Source organism: Streptomyces sp. NPDC043867, from assembly GCF_056435845.1.
In genome coordinates this window covers 1-17,758 of sequence record NZ_JBWKDS010000023.1, presented here as the reverse complement: position 1 = coordinate 17,758, position 17,758 = coordinate 1, and the positions used below count along the sequence as shown (strand labels likewise).

Here is a 17,758-nt window from a genome sequence, read left to right as displayed (position 1 = left end):
ACGCATACGTATGATTGCGGCTGCCGACCCAAGGAGATCCGAGGATGCCCGCTCCGCGAACCGTTCTGCTCACCGGCGCCGCCGGCGGACTCGGCACCCTCATGCGGGAACTGCTGCCGCGGTACGGATACGAGCTGCGGCTCCTCGATGTGCTCCCCGTGGACGGCGAACCGGGCGCGATCACCGCGGACCTCTCGGACCGGGTGGCCCTGCGCGAGGCGGTACGGGGCGTCGACGCGATCATCCACCTCGCCGGCATCTCCCTGGAAGCCTCCTTCGACAAGATCGTCAAGGCGAACATCGAGGGCACCTACAACCTGTACGAGGCCGCCCTCGAAGAAGGGGTCCGCCGCATCGTCTTCGCCTCCTCCAACCACGCGGTGGGCTTCACCCCGCGACCGCGGGGAGAGGCGCCGTTCGCCCCCGGCGAGCTGATCCCCGTCGACACCCCGCGCCGCCCCGACACCTTCTACGGCCTCTCCAAGTCCTTCGGCGAGGACCTCGCCCAGTTCTACTGGGACAAGCACGGCCTGGAGACGGTCTCCGTGCGGATCGGCTCCTGCTTCGCCGAGCCCACCAGCGTCCGCATGCTCTCCGTGTGGATGAGCCCCGCGGACGGCGCCCGCCTCTTCCACGCGGCCCTGACCGCGAAGGACGTCGGGCACACCGTCGTCTACGGCTCGTCCGCCAACACCCGCCTGTGGTGGGACCTCACGAGCGCGCTGGCGCTCGGCTACGAACCGCAGGACGACTCCGAGCCGTACGCCGGCAAGCTCGTCGCCGAGCAGGGCGAGCTCGACCCGGACAACCCGGACCACGCGTACCTGGGCGGCCACTTCGTCACCGACCCGCCGATCTGGCCGCACTGACCGGGTGACAGGAGCGCAGCAGCGGGGGGGGGGGGGGGGGGAGGGGGAGTCGAACTCCCCCCCCCCCACCACGCCACAACCCCCACCCCCCCCCCCCCCCCCCCCCCCCCCCCCCCCCCGCCGTCCGGGCACGGCGACTGCCCGAATCCACCCCCCGCCGGGCTCCGCCGCAGGTCCGGCACGGTCAACCCGCCTGTGAAACGGGCACAGCCGGGCGCCATCGGGCACGCAACAGGCCTGGTCACCGGCCAGAACCCTGTGTAGAACTTCCCACGTGGGCCTCACCGGGCCCGAACGGGCAGTCCAGCAGGGAGCAATGACCGCCATGACCGCGGAAGAACGTCAGCGCGAGATCGTCCGGGCCGCGCGCCGCACCGGCGCGGTGGACGTCACCACGCTCGCCGCCGAACTGGGCGTCGCCAAGGAGACCGTCCGGCGTGATCTGCGCACCCTGGAGGACCACGGTCTGGTGCGGCGCACCCACGGCGGCGCCTATCCCGTGGAGAGCGCCGGCTTCGAGACGACGCTCGCCTTCCGCACCACCAGCCATGTCCCCGAGAAGCGCCGTATCGCCGCCGCGGCCGCCGAACTGGTCGGGGACGCCGAGACGGTCTTCGTCGACGAGGGGTTCACCCCGCAGCTGATCGCCGAGGCGCTGCCCCGGGACCGGCCGCTGACCGTGGTCACCGCCTCGCTGGCCACGGCGGGCGCACTCGCCGAGGCCGACAACACGACCGTCCTGCTGCTCGGCGGCCGGGTCCGCCCCGGCACGCTCGCCACCGTGGACCACTGGACGACGAAGATGCTCGCCGGCTTCGTCATCGACCTGGCGTTCATCGGCGCCAACGGCATCTCCCGCGAACGGGGCCTCACCACACCCGACCCGGCGGTCAGCGAGGTCAAGGCACAGGCGATCCGGGCCTCCCGGCGCACCGTCTTCGCGGGCGTGCACACCAAGTTCGGAGCGGTCAGCTTCTGCCGGTTCGCCGACGTCAGCGCGCTGGAGGCGATCGTCACCAGCACCCTGCTCCCCTCCTCCGAGGCCCACCGCTACTCGCTGCAGGGCCCGCAGGTCATCCGCGTCTGACCAGTTCCCCGGCCCCCGCTCACCGCACCCGACGCGCCGTGCAGGGCCCCGCCATGCCCACTGCCATCCCTTGACTCCCCTACGTCCAGGAGCGATCCATGCGAACCCAGAGCCGACGGAGGCCGCGCGCGCTCGCCGCGGCCGCCGCAGGGACGCTGCTCGCCCCGCTGCTCTCCGGCTGCTGGGCCGGGGCGGGCGGAGCCGGCTCCGGCGGCAACTCCATCAACGTCCTGATGGTCAACAACCCCCAGATGGTCGAACTGCAGAAGCTCACCGCCGCCCACTTCACCAAGGAGACCGGCATCAGGGTGAACTTCACCGTCCTCCCCGAGAACGACGTCCGCGACAAGATCAGCCAGGACTTCGCCAACCAGGCCGGCCAGTACGACGTCGCCACCCTGAGCAACTACGAGATACCGATCTACGCCAGGAACGGCTGGCTGCACGAGATGGACTCGTACGTCCGCGAGGACCCCGCGTACGACGAGAAGGACGTGCTGAAGCCCATGCGGCAGTCCCTGACCGCCGACGACGGCAAGCTCTACGGGCAGCCCTTCTACGGCGAGTCGTCGTTCCTGATGTACCGCAAGGACGTGTTCGCCGAGAAGGGCCTGAAGATGCCCGCGCACCCGACCTGGCGGCAGGTCGCGGACCTCGCCGCGGAGGTGGACGGCGCCGAGCCCGGCATGCGGGGCATCTGCCTGCGGGGACTGCCCGGCTGGGGCGAGATCATGGCGCCGCTGACGACCGTCGTGAACACCTTCGGCGGGACCTGGTTCGACCAGGACTGGCAGGCCCGGCTGGACTCCCCCGAGTTCCTGAAGGCGACGAAGTTCTACGTGGACCTCGTCCGTGAGCACGGCGAGTCCGGCGCCGCGCAGTCCGGCTTCGCCGAGTGCCTCAACAACCTCACCCAGGGCAAGACAGCCATGTGGTACGACGCCACCTCCGCCGCCGGTTCGCTGGAGTCGGCCAAGTCCCCGGTCAAGGGCAGGATCGGTTACGCGCCGGCACCGGTCGAGAAGACCGCGAGTTCCGGCTGGCTCTACACCTGGGCCTGGGGCATGCAGAAGGCATCCCACAACCCGGACAAGGCCTGGAAGTTCGTCTCCTGGGCGTCGGGCAAGGAGTACGAGCAGCTCGTCGGGGAGCAGGTCGGCTGGTCCGACGTCCCGGCCGGCAAGCGCGCCTCGACGTACACGAACGCCGCGTACCGCAAGGAGGCGGCCGCGTTCCAGGACATGACGCGGGCGGCCATCGAGGGCGCCCGGCCCCGCGACCCGGGGGTGCAGCCGCGGCCCGCTCCCGGCATCCAGTTCGTCGGCATCCCCGAGTTCACCGATCTCGGCACCAAGGTCTCGCAGGAGATCAGCGCGGCCGTCGCCGGACGCCAGTCCGTCGAGTCGGCCCTGAAGAAGTCCCAGCGGCTGGCCGAGCAGATCTCCGAGGAGTACGAGGGACGATGACCGCCACGACGACAGCCCCGATCGCCACCGCTCCCGCGCGCACCACCCGCGAGCCCTCCGGGCGGCTGCGCGCCTGGGCCACCCGGGCTCCCCTGCTCCCCGCCCTGATCTTCATGATCGCCGTGACCCAGCTGCCCTTCGTGGCCACGCTGGTGATCTCCTTCTTCGACTGGAACTCCCTCTATCCGAAAGCCCGTCACTTCACCGGCTTCGCCAACTACGCGGACGTCCTCACCGACCCGGACCTGCGCAAGTCGGTCCTCACCACGATCCTGCTGACCGCCGCCGTGGTCGTCGTCAGCCTGGTGGCGGGCCTCGGCCTCGCCCTGCTGATGGACCGGAGGTTCCGCGGCCGGGGCCTGGTCCGCACGCTCCTCATCGCCCCGTTCCTGGTGGTCCCGGTGGCCGCGGCGCTCCTCTGGAAGCATGTGCTCTACAACCCGGAGTACGGCCTCTTCAACGGGCTCCTGCACTATGTGGGCGGCCCCCAGCCCGACTGGATATCCAACACCCCGCTGCTGGCGGTCGAGGCCTCACTGATCTGGCAGTGGACGCCGTTCATGATGCTGATCCTGCTGGCCGGGCTGCAAAGCAGCTCCCACGAGCAGGTCGAGGCGGCCCGCGTCGACGGCGCGAGCGACTGGCAGGTCTTCCGCCACCTGACACTCCCCCACCTGCGCCGCTATCTGGAACTCGGCGCCCTGCTGGGCTCGATCTACATCGTGCAGAACTTCGACGCCGTCTTCACCATCACCTCAGGCGGCCTCGGCACCGCGAACCTGCCCTACACCGTCTACCAGAGCTTCTACCAGGCCCACGAGAACGGCCTCGCCTCCGCCGCGGGCGTCCTCGTCGTCATCGGCTCGATCATCATCGCGACCTTCGCCCTGCGCGTGGTGTCGTCCCTGTTCAGCGAGGAGGCGTCCCGCGCATGAGCGCCACCGCCGCACCCGTACGCAGCCGCCGCACCCGCGGCGCGGGCCTCGGCCTGCTCGCCTGGCTGGCCGGCCTGGTCTTCTTCCTGCCCGTCGCCTGGATGGCCCTGACGTCCTTCCACTCCGAATCGGACGCGGCGACGAACCCGCCGTCGTTCGCCGCCTCCCTCACCCTCGACGGCTACCGCGAGTTCTTCGGCTCCGGCGGCGGCGCGAGCCCCTGGCCGTCCCTGATCAACTCCACGGTGGCGTCCGTCGCCTCCACGCTGTGCGTGCTGCTGCTGGCGCTGCCCGCCGCGTACGCGCTGTCCATCCGGCCGGTGAGGAAGTGGACGGACGTCCTGTTCTTCTTCCTCTCCACGAAGATGCTCCCGGTGGTCGCGGGCCTCCTGCCGATCTACCTGTTCGCGAAGAACACCGGCCTGCTCGACAACATCTGGCTCCTCGTCATCCTCTACACCTCCATGAACCTGCCGATCGCGGTGTGGATGATGCAGTCCTTCCTCGCCGAGGTCCCGGTCGCGGTCATCGAGGCCGCGCGGATCGACGGCGCCCGGCTGCCGACGGTCCTCACCCGCATCGTGGCCCCGATCTCCGCCCCCGGCATCGCGGCGACCGCGCTGATCTGCTTCATCTTCAGCTGGAACGAGCTGCTCTTCGCCCGGGTGCTCACCGGAGTGGTGGCCGAGACGGCGCCCGTCTTCCTGACCGGCTTCATCACCAGCCAGGGCCTGTTCCTGGCGAAGGTGTGCGCCGCGTCGCTCGTCATCTCCCTGCCGGTGCTCGCCGCGGGGTTCGCCGCCCAGGACAAGCTGGTCCAGGGCCTGTCATTGGGAGCCGTGAAATGAAGGCCGCCGTCATCGAGTCCGTGGGCAAGGCCGTCGTCGCCGAGGTCCCGGACCCGACGCCAGGGCCCCGCGAGGTCGTCGTCGAGGTCGCGGCCTGCGGTCTGTGCGGCACCGATCTGCACATCCTCCAGGGTGAGTTCGCCCCCCGGCTGCCGATCGTGCCGGGACACGAGTTCGCGGGCGAGGTGGTCGGGATCGGCACCGGGGTCACCGAGCTCGCGATCGGCGACCGGGTGGCGGTGGACCCGTCCCTCTACTGCCACGAGTGCCGCCAGTGCCGCAACGGCCACAACAACCTCTGCGAACGCTGGGCCGCCATCGGCGTCACCACGGCGGGCGGCGCCGCCCAGTACGCACTGGCCCCGGTGGCCAACTGCGTGAAGCTCCCCGAGCACGTCCGCACCCAGGACGCGGCCCTCGTCGAACCCCTGTCGTGCGCGGTCCGCGGCTACGACGTCCTCAACTCCCGCCTCGGCGCCCATGTCCTGATCTACGGCTCGGGCACGATGGGCCTGATGATGCTGGAGCTGGCCAAGCGCACGGGCGCGGCGAGCGTGGACGTGGTGGACCTCAACCAGCAGAGGCTGTCCACCGCCCAGCTGCTCGGCGTCTCCGCGTCCGCCACCAGCGCCGACGAGCTGGACCGGCCCCAGGGCTGGGACGTGGTCGTCGACGCCACCGGCAACGGCGCCGCGATCCAGGACGGCCTGGACCGGGTGGCCAAGGCCGGGACCTTCCTCCAGTTCGGCGTCGCCGACTACGCGACCCGCGTCACCATCGACCCGTACCGCATCTACAACCAGGAGATCACCATCACCGGCTCCATGGCCGTCCTGCACAGCTTCGAGCGGGCGGCCGAGCTCTTCGCGAACGGTGTCCTCGACCCGGACGTCTTCATCAGCGACCGGCTGCCGCTGACGAGCTACCCGCAGGCCCTGGAGCAGTTCGCCGCGGGCGTGGGCCGCAAGATCGTCGTGACCCCGTGAATTCCCTGTCCCCGGTCATGGCCGGGCGCCCAGCATCCGGCCATGCCAGCACCCCAGGGATTCCGGTACGAGGAGCACGCCGACGGCACGGTCGTGATCACGCATCGCGGCCGCCCCGCGGGCACGCTGCGCGGCGCCCGGGCCGGGCGGTTCCTGGCCGAGATCGCGGCCGGGGACCCGCAGCTCGTCATGGCCCGCTGGACCGGGAACTACCGGCACGGCAACGAACGCACGGCCCGCGACCACCCCCGCAACCGACGATGACCCGATTGGCCGTCGGGTAAGGGAACGGTAAAGCGGTGTCGGTCGTTCACCCGGCATGACAGTCATGACCCCCGGCTCGAACATCCCTCTCCCCGTCACCCGCGTGACGGTGGACGTCGCCGCTCCCGTGCGGCTCGACGTTTCGGGCCTGCTGCTCACCGCCGACGGCAAGGTGCGCTCCGACGACGACTTCATCTTCTACAACCAGCCCGCGGGCCCCGGTGTCACCTACCGCTCCGGCGGGGGTTCGGCACCGGACGCGATCACCGTCGACACGGCCGCGGTCCCCCCGGGCATCGAGAAGATCGTCGTCACCGCGAGCCCCGACGCCGCGGGCCAGTCCTTCCAGGGCGTCGAGCCCACGGCCACCATCCGCAGCGCGGACGACAACTCCGTCCTGGCGTCCTTCACCCCGCCCCGGCTGGGCACGGAGACGGCCCTGGTGATCGTCGAGATCTACCTGCGCAACGGCGCCTGGAAGGCCCGCGCGGTCGGCCAGGGCTATGCGAACGGCCTCGCCGGCATCGCCACGGACTTCGGCGTGACGGTCGAGGAGCCGGCGCCCGCCGCCGCCCCGGCCCCGCCGCCGGCGCAGCCCGCGGTCGCCCCGCCGGCCCCGGCCGCGCCGCCCGCCGCCGCGCCCGCACCCCCGTCCGGGAAGATCAACCTCGACAAGGGCCGGGTGAGCCTCCAGAAGAACCAGACGGTGTCCCTGGTCAAGGGCGGCCGCCCGCTCCTTTCCCAGGTCAAGATGGGCCTCGGCTGGGAGCCCGCGTTCCGCGGCAAGGACATCGACCTGGACGCCTCGGTCATCGCGTACGGACCGCAGCGCAACCACATCGACAGCTGCTACTTCGGCAAGCTCTCCATCGTGAACGGCGCGATCAAGCACTCCGGCGACAATCTCACGGGCGAGGGCGGCGGTGACGACGAGGTGATCGTCGTCGACCTCGGCCGGCTCCCCCAGGAGGTCACCGGGCTCGTGTTCACGGTCAACTCCTTCTCCGGCCAGAAGTTCACCGAGGTCGCCAAGGCCTACTGCCGCCTGATCGACGCCGCCTCCGGCGAGGAGCTGGTCCGCTTCGACCTCACCAACGCCGAGGCGCAGACCGGCGTCATGATGGCCAAGCTGATCAAGCAGTTCTCCGGCGAGTGGGAGATGACGGCACTGGGCGACTTCGTCAAGTCCCGCACGGTCCGCGGCATGGTCAAGCCGTCCGCGGGCGCCCTGTAGCCCAGGAGCGCCGGGCGCCCCCTGTGCACCAGCCCCTCGACGCGTTCAGCGGTCGCCGGGGCGGCAGGGGAGCCCGGCGCCGACAGGGTGCCGCCCGCGCCCACCGTCCCCGGCAAGCTGAACGGACCCGCTGCCCGGGGAGGCCGGCCCCGGCCCGTTGCCCGCACCGCAATCGGTACGGCCGGCACCCGCCCCGCTACAGGAGGGGCCGTGCCGGTACATCAAATGCCCGTTGCAGGTCGGGCAGGAAGCGCCGGCCCACCCCCGTGGCCAAGCCGCACGCCCGACATGCAACGGGCGGATGTACCGGCGCGGCCCCGACCCACCCACCGCAGCGAGGGCGCCCACCCACCGGCGTGGGCGCCACCCTCCGAAGCCAAGGCACCCCACCCCGGCCCACGCGGACGCACCGGCGCGAGCCGACCCCGGGCGGCAAGGGCACCCGCCCCGCACCCCGGCCGACAAGGCCTACCCCGGCCCCCGCAACCCCTCCGTCAGCAGCGACAGATACCGCCGGATGCACGTCCCCCCACCGCTGCCCAGCTCCGACGCCGTCACCACCCCGTGCACCAGCCGCAGCACCTCGACCGGCTCCACGTCCCCCCGGAGCGTCCCCTCCCGCTGAGCCGCCCCCACCAGCCGCCCGGCCGCCCCCTTCACCGAGTCCCCGCACGTACTCAGCACCGCGGCACTCCCGCCCGCGACAGCCGGCCCCAGCAGCGCCCTCAGCCGCGGACCTGGATCATGCCCTCGCCGAGCTCGTACAGCCACTCCACCAGCGCCTCGCCCGGCGGCAGCTCCCCCGCGATCTCGTCCGCCCGCGCCGCGATCGCCTCGACACGGTCGACGTACACCGCCTCCAACAACGCCTGCCGCGTGGGGAAATGCCGGTACAGCGTGCCGGACCCGACCCCCGCCCGCTTGGCGATGTCGTCCAGCGACGCACCCGCCCCGTGCTCGGCGAAAGCGGCGGCGGCCTCCTTGAGCAACCGCTCGTGGTTCCGCCGCGCGTCGGCCCGCATCGGCTTGGCCGCACCCGCGCCCACCTGTGCCATTCAGCTGCTCCTCGCCAACCGGGGACCCTCTCCGCATCCTAGCCAGCCCTGGACGGAGGCAGCCCCCGGCTCAGAACAGCGCGCTGTAGGCGTTCAGAGCGGGCTGCCCGCCGAGGTGGGCGTACAGCACCGTCGAGTCCCGCCCGATCTCGCCGCGCGCGACCAGGTCGACCAGGCCGGCCATCGACTTCCCCTCGTAGACGGGGTCGGTGACCATCCCCTCGGTGCGTGCCGCGAGCCGCATCGCCTCCAGCGTGGCCTCGTCGGGCACGCCGTACGTGCCCGCGTGGTATCGCTCGTCCAGCTCGACGTCGGCCTCCGTCAGCTCCGCCTCCACGCCGATGAGCCGGCCCGTGTTCCGTGCGATCCGCGCGATCTGCTCGCGGGTGCGGGCGGGGTCCGCCGACGCGTCGATCCCGAGGACGCGCCGCGGCCGTCCGCCCGCCTCGGCGAGCGCGGCGAATCCGGCGACCATCCCGGCCTGGGTGGACCCGGTCACCGAGCACACCACGACGGTGTCGAAGAAGACGCCCAGCTCCCTCTCCTGCCCGGCGACCTCACGGGCCCAGCCGGCGAAGCCGAGGCCGCCGAGCGGATGGTCCGAGGCCCCCGCCGGAATGGCGTACGGCCTGCCTCCCGACTCCTCGACCTCGCGCAGCGCCCGCTCCCAGCTCTCCTTGACCCCTATCCCGAACCCGGCCCGTACGAGTCGTACGTCGGCGCCCGCGAGCCGGCTGACGAGGATGTTGCCGACCTTGTCGTACACGGCGTCGGGCCAGTCCACCCAGCTCTCCTGCACGAGGACGCACTTGAGACCGGCGCGGGCGGCGCAGGCGGCGACCTGGCGGGTGTGGTTGGACTGCACCCCGCCGATGGAGACCAGCGTGTCGCACCCCTGGGCGAGCGCGTCGGCGACGAGGTACTCCAGCTTGCGGGTCTTGTTGCCGCCATAGGCGATACCGGAGTTGCAGTCCTCCCGCTTCGCCCACAGCGCGGCGCCCCCGAGGTGTCCGGTCAGGCGTTCCAGCGGATGCACGGGCGAGGGCCCGAAGAGCAGCGGGTAACGCGCGTACGAGTCAAGGGACATGGGGTCCTCCCCGGTTCGGGCGCCGGCTCAGGAACCGGCACGGGCACGGGCACGGCTCTCACCGGCACCGGCACCGGCACTGGCACTGGCACTGGCACTGGCTTCAGCACCGGTACCGGTACCAGTACCGGTGGCGACACCTGGATCGGCACCGGTACCGGCCGCGACACCTGGATCGGCACCGGCATCGACATCTGCCAGTTCTTCGAGGGCACGCCAGATCTCCGCCGTGACGCGGACGGCCTCGTCCACGTCACCGTCGGCACAGGCGTCGATCAACCGCTCGTGCAGCCCTGCCGAGCGGCAGTTGCCGCCCTCGCCGAAACGGAGCCGCTCCAGCCGCCGGATCAGCGGGGTGTAACGGGCGGCGGTGGCGGCGGCCGCCCGATTCCCGCCGGCCCGCAGCAGGACGTCGTGCAGCTCGTCGTCGGCACGCAGCGCGGCGTCCACGTCTGCGTCCCGAACCGCCCGCGCGAACCGCGCGTTGGCCTCGCGCATCGCCTCGATCTGCCGCGCGTCGAGCCGGGGCACCGCCGTGCGCGCCGCCAGCACGTGCATGGCGCCCACCACGGCGGCGGCGTCCCGCACGTCGGCGGCGACCACGGGAGTCACGCGGGTGTGGCTCTGCGGCTTGGACTCGAGCAGTCCCTCGGCGACGAGCCGGGAGAACGCCTCGCGCACCGGTGCGCGCGACAGCCCGAGCCGCTCGGCGAGCTCGGCGTCCCGCACCACCGCGCCCGGCGCGATGTCACCGGCCACGATGGCGTCCCGTATCGCTTCGTACGCCCGGTCCCTGAGCAGGCTCCGGCGCACGGGTCGTATCGCCTCCACGAACTGAAATGTTAGATGTCGGCTTCCCCGGCCCACAAGAGGGCGGCCCGCCCCGGGACGGATGTCCACGGGGCGGACCGCCGTCGTACGGAGCTCAGGCGACCCACGGCCACTCGGCGTCCCGCGCCCCCTCCAGCAGCGGCACCATCCGGAAGGCCGCGTCCGAGAGTCCCCCGAAGGTGTGCCGGTTCGGCCTTCCCGAGGGGCCGTGCCCCGGACGGTAGCCCGCCAGGTTCCACGTGTAGACGGGGACATCGGCCGGGACCTGCTGGGTCGGATCGCCGTAGTGGCTGTACATGGCCTGCTCGTCGGTCACGATCAGCACCCGGTCGTGCCTGCGGTAGTGCCGGCGCACCGCCTCGACCGTGTCGGTGCCGCCGAGGTCGCCGAAGCGGTCCAGAACCTTCAGCACCGACTCGCCCCTGCGGAACGGCACTCGGTTGCTCGACGTCCCGAACTCGACGAGGTCCGCGTCCGCCGCGCGCAGCGCGAGCGCCGTGCCGAAGACCGCGGCCGCGTCGGCCCAGTTGAGCTCGGAACGCTCCGAGAGCCGGGAGTGGAACATCGAGCCGGACCGGTCGACGAGGACGAGCGTCCGTCCGCCCAGCGTCGGCACGTTGGCCAGCGAGTGGGCGAGCGCCTGCTCCAGCGGGTACGACCAGCGCAGCGACGGCGCGTGCCGGTACGCAGCGAGGTAGCGGAAAGGGAACTGGCGCGAGCGCGCCACCTCCGCCGGGTCGCTGATCCTCGCGGCGACCCGCGCCGCCACCTCGTCCCCGACCCCGGCCTCGTCGAAGTTGCGCAGGTTGCGCACGAGGGCCATCGCGCCCATGGACGGGATGACGGCCTCCCAGGCCGCCCTGTCCATCGGCCCCTGCAGCCATCCCGCCAGCGCCTCCCACGTCAGGCCGGCCGCCGCGAGCCGCTCGGCACCGTCGGGCGCCGTCACCACGGCCCGCCGCTCCCCGAGCGGCAGCGCCATCAGCTCGCGGTGTGCGACGAGCACCCGGTTCGACGCGGGCGGGACGGCGGTGTCGGGGTTGTGGCGCCGGTCCAGCGCGTACCGGAACAGGTCGCCCTGCCACGGCTTGTCCGGGTCCGGCGCCGCGTGCACCAGGTTGAGGATGTCGCCGAAGCGGTACCCCTTGGACGCGGTGTCGTACTTCAGCAGCGACTTGCCGTGGTACAGACGCCGTACGGCGTCGGCGACACCGCGCTTGACGGGCTTGGGGACGTTGCGGCCGTAGCGGGAGGTCCAGTACGCGAGCAGTTCGCCGGGCTCGTCGGGGCGTCGCAGGACGGAGGCGACGACCTGGCGGTTGGCGGGCCCGTCCGTGGCGCCCGCGCCGAGACGCGCCTTCACGTACTCGGCGGCGCCCACGAGGGAGGCCGTACGGAGATTGCCCTCCCCGCGCAGCCAGCCGAGCAGTCCCGCCGTCCACGACGGGTCCTCGACGGCGAGTGTGCGCACCAGGGCGGCGAACCGGACGTCCCGGTCGGCGCCGGACTCGTAGAAGGTGTTCTGCGAGACGAAGTTCGCTGTCGCCAGCAGGAAGAGTTCGGAGCGCGCGTCGCGCTCCCGGCCGCGGCCGCCCTCGTAGGTGCGAAGGACGCGGCCGGTCGAAGTGACCCGCGACGTGCTCTTGGGCCTGGCGGTCCTGAGGTTGAATCGCGCCATGATGAATTCCCCCGAATTCGTCGGCGACGGTGACGTCGCTTTTCCGGAGGGAGGCGCAGCGAATGGAGGGTGCCCGAGATCAGGGGTCGGCGACGGACCTTGCCGGATGCTCCACCGATGGAGCTACCTCGGCCCTGGGCCGATGACGGGACTCGAACCCGCAGCCGTCCGATCCGAATGAAGTAACCGTTGCCTGCGCACCGGGCACCCACCATGAGCTGCGCCTCCCGAGATCAAGTCGGCTGCGGCGGGGTTCTTTTGGAGTGAAGTAGCCGCGGCCCGCGCACCGGGAGGTGCATGAAGTTGTGGTGTCCAGAGTTCAGGTCGGCGGAACCGACGTAGGTGCTCTGCCCCTGAGCTACACCGGCGCGTTGTACCGGTGACGGGATTCGAACCCGTGGCCGCCCCATTATGAGTGGAAGCAGGTCCTGCCTTCGCACCTGGACACGCATCACTCTAAGAGGGCGGCCGCGGCACCGGCCAACGAATTAAATCACCCGGCTGCCGACGGGACTTCAGCCGCGCTTCTGGCGCTTCCAGGGGCCGGTGATGGCCAGCATGATGCCCGGCGTCTGGATGTTGGCGAACAGGGTCCGGCCGTCGGGCGAGAAAGTGACACCGGTGAATTCGCTGTATTCCGGGGCCTCTTCGGTGCCGATGTTCAGCTCGTTGCGCGCGATCGGATACGTGCGGCCGCTGTCGGTGGCGCCGAACAGGTGCTGGACGCCCTCGCCGTCCTCGGCGATGACGAGTCCGCCGTACGGGGAGACGGTGATGTTGTCGGGGCCGTCGAAGGCGCCGTCCTCGGCGGGGGCGGTGTTGACGCCGAAGAGGACCTTGAGGGTCATGGTGCGGCGCTTGGGGTCGTAGAACCAGACCTGGCCGTCGTGCTGGACGGGGCTCTCCGCGCGGGCGAAGGAGGAGACGATGTAGACGCCGCCGTCGCCCCACCACATCCCTTCGAGCTTTCGGGCCCGGGTGACCTGGCCGGCGCCGAACTGCTTGCGCACGGACACGGTCTTCGCGTCGCGGTCCGGGACGTCCACCCAGTCCACGCCGTAGACGGTGCCGATCCGGGTGGCACGCGAGAGGTCGTCGACGAACTGGCCGCCGGAGTCGAAGCACTTGAACGCCTGGAGCGCGCCCGCGTCGTCGGCGAGGGCGCGCAGCCGGCCGTGGCCGTGCTCGAAGCCCTGCGGCGGGGTCCAGCGGTACAGGAGGCCGTTCGGGTTCGAGGCGTCCTCGGTGAGGTAGAGACGGCCGCGCCTCGGGTCGACGACGACCGCTTCGTGGGCGTAGCGGCCGAGGGCCTTGACAGGCTTCGGGTCGCGGTTGCGGCGGCGGTCCTCGGGGTCGACCTCGAAGACGTAGCCGTGGTCCTTGGTCATGCCGTTCTGGCCGGCCTTGTCCTCGGTCTCCTCGCAGGTGAGCCAGGTGCCCCAGGGAGTGCTGCCGCCCGCGCAGTTGGTGGCGGTGCCGGCGATGCCGACCCATTCGGCGACCTGGTCGTGGCGCACCTCGACGACCGTGCAGCCGCCGGACGCCGCCGGGTCGTAGACCAGGCCCTCGGTGAGCGGGACGGGGTACTGCCACTTGGACCGGGCGCCGCCCAGCTCGTGGTTGTTGACCAGCAGGGTGGCGCCGCGCGGCCCGTCGAAGGTGGCCGTGCCGTCGTGGTTGGAGGGGGTGAACTCGCCGGACTCCAGCTTGGTCCTGCCGCTGTAGGTGATGACGCGGTACTTGAAGCCGGCGGGCAGTGCGAGCAGGCCGTCGGGGTCGGGGATCAGCGGTCCGTAGCCGACGCCCCCGTGCCGGTCCGCCGACTCGTCGCCCTGCTCGGTGTCGGTGGACGCGAGGGCGTTCGGCGCGGTGGCGAGGGCGCCGACGCTGCCGGCCAGGGCGACACCGGCGCCGGTGAGCGCGGATCGTCTGGCGAAGTCCCTGCGGGTGAGCGACATGCTGTCTCCTGTGACGGTGGAGTGGGACTGCGTGCGGGGGGTGGCGCGCCTCGTTGTGGCGCCACCGTCCCGCCCGTGCCTGAACGGGAGTTGAACACGGCCCGACGTCAGGGGGCCCCCTTGCGTGAATCCACCGGCCACCGGCGGCCGGCGCGGCCGGGGACACCTACCCGGGCAGGGTCCCGGCCGCGTCGGCCGTCTCCGAATCCTCGCGGCGCATCCGCTCGCTTCCCCAGGCACCGAGCGGCCCGAGCGCCTGGTTGAGCGTGCGCCCGTGCTCGGTCAGGGAGTACTCCACCCTCGGCGGCACCTCGGCATACACCTCGCGGTACACGAGGCCGTCCTCCTCCATCTCCCGCAGGTGCTGCGTCAGCATCTTCTCGCTGACTCCCGGCAGGCCGCGGCGGAGCTGGGCGAAGCGGCGTACGCCGTGGGCGTCGAGTTCCCAGAGGATCAGCCCCTTCCACTTGCCGCTCACCACGTCCAGCGCGGCGTCGATGCCGCAGATGTACGGCCCGCGTCTCGGTGCCTTGGCCATCACTGATCCCCCTTACCAAAAGGTGAGTACCGCAGGAAATAGTAGGTACTTCCGAGAAAGGCGGCCTTCTTCGAGCATGGCGGGGTGAACGAACGACGGAACCACACCCATCCGCAGCACAGCGCGGTCACCGTGATCGGGCTCGGCCCGATGGGCCGGGCGATGACCCGCACCCTCCTCGCGGCCGGCCACCCGGTCACCGTCTGGAACCGCACCGCCGGCCGGGCCGACGGCGTCGTCGCCGACGGGGCGACGCTGGCGGCGACTCCCGGCGAGGCGGTCGAGGCGAGCGACCTGGTGATCCTCAGCCTCACCGACTACCGGGCGATGTACGGCATCCTCGACGGCGCCACCGCGTCGCTCGCCGGGCGGACGCTGGTCAATCTGAGCTCGGACACTCCCGACCGCTCACGCGGTGCGGCGGCCTGGGCGGCGGGCCACGGCGCCGCCTTCCTCACCGGAGGTGTCATGGTCCCCGCGCCGATGGTCGGCACGGAGGCCGCCCACGTCTACTACAGCGGCCCCGACGAGGCGCTGAAGAGCCACCTGCCGGCGTTGGAACTGCTCGGGACACCGCGGTATCTGGGCGAGGACCCAGGCCTCGCCCAGATGATGTACCAGGCCCAACTCACGGTGTTCCTCACCACCTTGTCCGCACTGATGCACGCCACCGCGATGCTGGGCACCGCGGGGATGAAGGCCCGGGAGGCGCTGCCCGAGTTGCTCTCCTCCGCCGACTCGATCGGCGCCGTCCTGCGGGCCGGCGAGGAGAACCCCGGCGCCGCGCTGGACGCCGGAGAGCATCCCGGCGACCTCAGCACGGTCACCATGATGGGCGCGACGGCCGACCACATCGTCGAGACCAGCAGGTCACTCGGACTCGACCCGGCTCTGCCGCTGGCCGTGCAGGCCCACTACCGGCGCGTGATCGAGAACGGACACGGGGGCGACAACTGGACCCGCATCATCGACAGCATCCGAGGGCCGCGCTGACCGGACGCGGGCGTGACGACGCCCGAAGGGGGCTGCGGCGGCCGGCCCGGCGCAGCCCTTCCCGCCGGGCCGGCCCGCGCAGGTCACTGCGCCGCGGGCGCCCCCGGCCGGCCTCGACCCAGCAGGGGGTTGAGGGCGCCCCCGGCCGGCCTAACCCCCCTGCTGCGACCGCGCCTTGAACGCGGCCTTGCGGGCCTCCTTGGCCACCTTCCGGTCCGGGTGCAGCCGCCCCATCGCCTCCAGGACGTCCGGCGTCGCCGGGTGGTCGACCCGCCAGGCCGTCGCGAAGAAGCCGCCGTGCTGCCGGGCGAGCCCCTCCACGAGGCCCTGCAGCTCGTCGGAGTTGCCTTCGGCCGCGAGCTGCGCGGCCAGGGTGTCGATGGTCAGCCAGAACACCATCGACTCGGAGGGCGCCGGCACGTCGGCCGCACCGCGCTCCGTGAGCCAGACCCGCGCCAGCCCTCCGAGTTCCGCGTCGTCGAGCACCTCTCGCAGGGCGGGCTCCGCCTCGGGCCCCACGAGCGACAGGGCCTGCTGGCAGCGCAGCCGGCGCAGGGGCGCGCCCGCGTCGGTGCCCCGGGCCGCCGCCAGCAGTTCCCCGGCCGCGGCGAGCGCCTCCCGCCGGGCGAGCCACTGCTCGGTCTCGGCCTGGGCGGCCGCCGCGGGAAACGCGGACGTGCCGTCCAGCAGCGCGTCGGCCCCCTTGTCCGAGAGGTCACCGACCGCGGGCGCCTCGATCCCGGACTCCAGCAGCCGGGCCCGCAGCCCGTACAGCCCGAGCGGCGTCAGCCGCACCATCCCGTAGCGCGAGACGTCCGTCTCGTCGATCGTCGCCGGTTCCTCGTCGGCGTCCGCCATCAGCGCCTCGTCGACGGGCTGGAACTCGACGAGTCCGATCGGTTCGAGGAGGCGGAACTGGTCGTCGAGCCGCATCATCGCGTCCGACACCTGCTCCAGCACGTCGTTCGTGGGCTCGCCCATGTCGTCGGGGACGATCATCGACGCGGCCAGCGCCGGCAGCGGCACCGGGCTGCCGCCGGGGCCCTCGCCGCCGACGGTCAGCAGGTAGAGGTTGCCGAGCACGCCGTCGAGGAACTCGGCCTCCGCCTCGGGGTCCCAGTCGAGTGCGGAGAAGTCGACCGTGCCGTTCTCGTCCATCGCGCCGACCAGGTCGTCGAGGTCCGGCACGCTCGCGTCGGCCAGCACCGTCTCCAGGGCGGCGAGCCAGACGCCGAGCACGTCGTGGGGCGCCCCGGCGGTGAGCTGTCCGAGGTCGGCGCCCGCGGCGACGGTGCCCTCCTCCTCGTCCACGACCTCGACGAGTCCGGCGTCCACGGCCACCCGCCAGGCCTCGCTCGCGAGGGCCACCGCCTCGTCCCCGGTGAGACCGAGTTCGCCGGCCGCCCGCGGGAGCTGCTCCTCGACGAGTTCACCGCCCGCGCCCACTCGCGTGTCCGGCCCGGCCCAGCGGGCGAGCCGCGCGGCGCGGGAGAGCAGCGGGGTGGCGAGCGCGTCCCGCGCCAGCTCCGCTTCGGACGACAGGAGCACGGGCGGCAGGGGGGAGCTGTCTGACATCGGCTGAATCTCCTCCGGACAAGCAGGACAGGCGGGGGGTTACGGCGTACAGGCGGAAGAACGGACGGACGACGGGCACGGCCGGAGCGGAACCGGCGGGCACCACAGGGGCCGCGAGCGGCCGGGGAGCGAGCGGTACGGGCGCCACCGGCGGGCACCCCGGACGGGCGGGCACCACTGACGGACGGACGGGACGGACGAGGGGGACGGACGGGACGGGCCGGGCACGGCGGGGCGGACAGAACGGACAGAACAGGGCGGTGGGGGGGGGGGGGGGGGGGGGGGGGGGGGGGGGGGGGGGGGGGGGGGGGGGGGGGGGGGGGGGGGGGGGGGGGGGGGGGGGGGGGGGGGGGG

15 protein-coding genes and 1 pseudogene are annotated in these 17,758 nt (G+C 72.3%); 9 read left to right on the top strand and 7 right to left on the bottom strand.

The window, feature by feature from the left end:
• Positions 1-44: 44 nt before the first annotated feature.
• The 8 genes from AC069T_RS22640 (at position 45) to AC069T_RS22605 (ending at position 7,689) form a co-directional block, all read left to right on the top strand.
• Positions 45-869: an NAD-dependent epimerase/dehydratase family protein gene (locus AC069T_RS22640; protein ID WP_478784449.1), complete on the top strand. Its 825-nt coding sequence runs from the start codon at positions 45-47 to the stop codon at positions 867-869.
• Between the two features lie 316 nt (positions 870-1,185).
• Positions 1,186-1,956: a DeoR/GlpR family DNA-binding transcription regulator gene (locus AC069T_RS22635; protein WP_358853854.1), complete on the top strand. Its 771-nt coding sequence runs from the start codon at positions 1,186-1,188 to the stop codon at positions 1,954-1,956.
• 98 nt (positions 1,957-2,054) lie between these two features.
• Positions 2,055-3,422 carry an ABC transporter substrate-binding protein gene (locus AC069T_RS22630; RefSeq protein WP_478784448.1) on the top strand — a complete coding sequence of 456 codons (1,368 nt, stop codon included), beginning with the start codon at positions 2,055-2,057 and terminating at the stop codon, positions 3,420-3,422.
• On the top strand, positions 3,419-4,357 hold the full coding sequence (locus AC069T_RS22625; RefSeq protein ID WP_478784447.1) for a carbohydrate ABC transporter permease: 939 nt from the start codon (positions 3,419-3,421) through the stop codon (positions 4,355-4,357). Before AC069T_RS22630 ends, AC069T_RS22625 begins: the two co-directional genes overlap by 4 nt.
• Entirely contained in the window at positions 4,354-5,205 is an 852-nt protein-coding gene (locus tag AC069T_RS22620; RefSeq protein ID WP_478784446.1) for a carbohydrate ABC transporter permease, read from the top strand. The genes AC069T_RS22625 and AC069T_RS22620 overlap by 4 nt, the downstream gene beginning before the upstream one ends.
• Positions 5,202-6,191 (top strand): zinc-dependent alcohol dehydrogenase family protein, encoded by a 990-nt coding sequence (locus AC069T_RS22615; RefSeq protein WP_478784445.1) that lies wholly within the window; start codon positions 5,202-5,204, stop codon positions 6,189-6,191. The genes AC069T_RS22620 and AC069T_RS22615 overlap by 4 nt, the downstream gene beginning before the upstream one ends.
• Before the next feature lie 42 nt (positions 6,192-6,233).
• Positions 6,234-6,455, top strand: a complete 222-nt coding sequence (locus AC069T_RS22610) for a hypothetical protein (RefSeq protein WP_478784444.1) — start codon at positions 6,234-6,236, stop codon at positions 6,453-6,455.
• Between the two features lie 64 nt (positions 6,456-6,519).
• Positions 6,520-7,689, top strand: a complete 1,170-nt coding sequence (locus tag AC069T_RS22605) for a TerD family protein (protein ID WP_478784550.1) — start codon at positions 6,520-6,522, stop codon at positions 7,687-7,689.
• A gap of 468 nt (positions 7,690-8,157) precedes the next feature.
• Here AC069T_RS22605 and AC069T_RS22600 read toward each other — a convergent pair.
• From AC069T_RS22600 to AC069T_RS22575, 6 genes and pseudogenes are all read right to left on the bottom strand, one after another.
• Positions 8,158-8,744 (bottom strand): annotated as a pseudogene (locus AC069T_RS22600) (TetR/AcrR family transcriptional regulator).
• Between the two features lie 70 nt (positions 8,745-8,814).
• Positions 8,815-9,831: a 1-aminocyclopropane-1-carboxylate deaminase gene (locus AC069T_RS22595; RefSeq protein WP_478784443.1), complete on the bottom strand. Its 1,017-nt coding sequence runs from the start codon at positions 9,829-9,831 to the stop codon at positions 8,815-8,817.
• Between the two features lie 27 nt (positions 9,832-9,858).
• Positions 9,859-10,662 (bottom strand): GntR family transcriptional regulator, encoded by an 804-nt coding sequence (locus tag AC069T_RS22590; RefSeq protein WP_478784442.1) that lies wholly within the window; start codon positions 10,660-10,662, stop codon positions 9,859-9,861.
• Positions 10,663-10,756: 94 nt separating this feature from the next.
• On the bottom strand, positions 10,757-12,340 hold the full coding sequence (locus AC069T_RS22585) for a TROVE domain-containing protein (RefSeq protein WP_478784441.1): 1,584 nt from the start codon (positions 12,338-12,340) through the stop codon (positions 10,757-10,759).
• A gap of 515 nt (positions 12,341-12,855) precedes the next feature.
• Entirely contained in the window at positions 12,856-14,298 is a 1,443-nt protein-coding gene (locus AC069T_RS22580) for an alkaline phosphatase PhoX (protein ID WP_478784440.1), read from the bottom strand.
• Between the two features lie 166 nt (positions 14,299-14,464).
• Positions 14,465-14,836 (bottom strand): winged helix-turn-helix transcriptional regulator, encoded by a 372-nt coding sequence (locus AC069T_RS22575; protein WP_478784439.1) that lies wholly within the window; start codon positions 14,834-14,836, stop codon positions 14,465-14,467.
• A gap of 84 nt (positions 14,837-14,920) precedes the next feature.
• Between AC069T_RS22575 and AC069T_RS22570 the strand changes: the two genes are divergently transcribed.
• Positions 14,921-15,829 (top strand): NAD(P)-dependent oxidoreductase, encoded by a 909-nt coding sequence (locus tag AC069T_RS22570; protein ID WP_478784438.1) that lies wholly within the window; start codon positions 14,921-14,923, stop codon positions 15,827-15,829.
• 150 nt (positions 15,830-15,979) lie between these two features.
• On the opposite strand, the gene AC069T_RS22565 is transcribed toward AC069T_RS22570, so the two are convergent.
• Entirely contained in the window at positions 15,980-17,404 is a 1,425-nt protein-coding gene (locus AC069T_RS22565) for a hypothetical protein (RefSeq protein ID WP_478784437.1), read from the bottom strand.
• Positions 17,405-17,758: the final 354 nt, after the last annotated feature.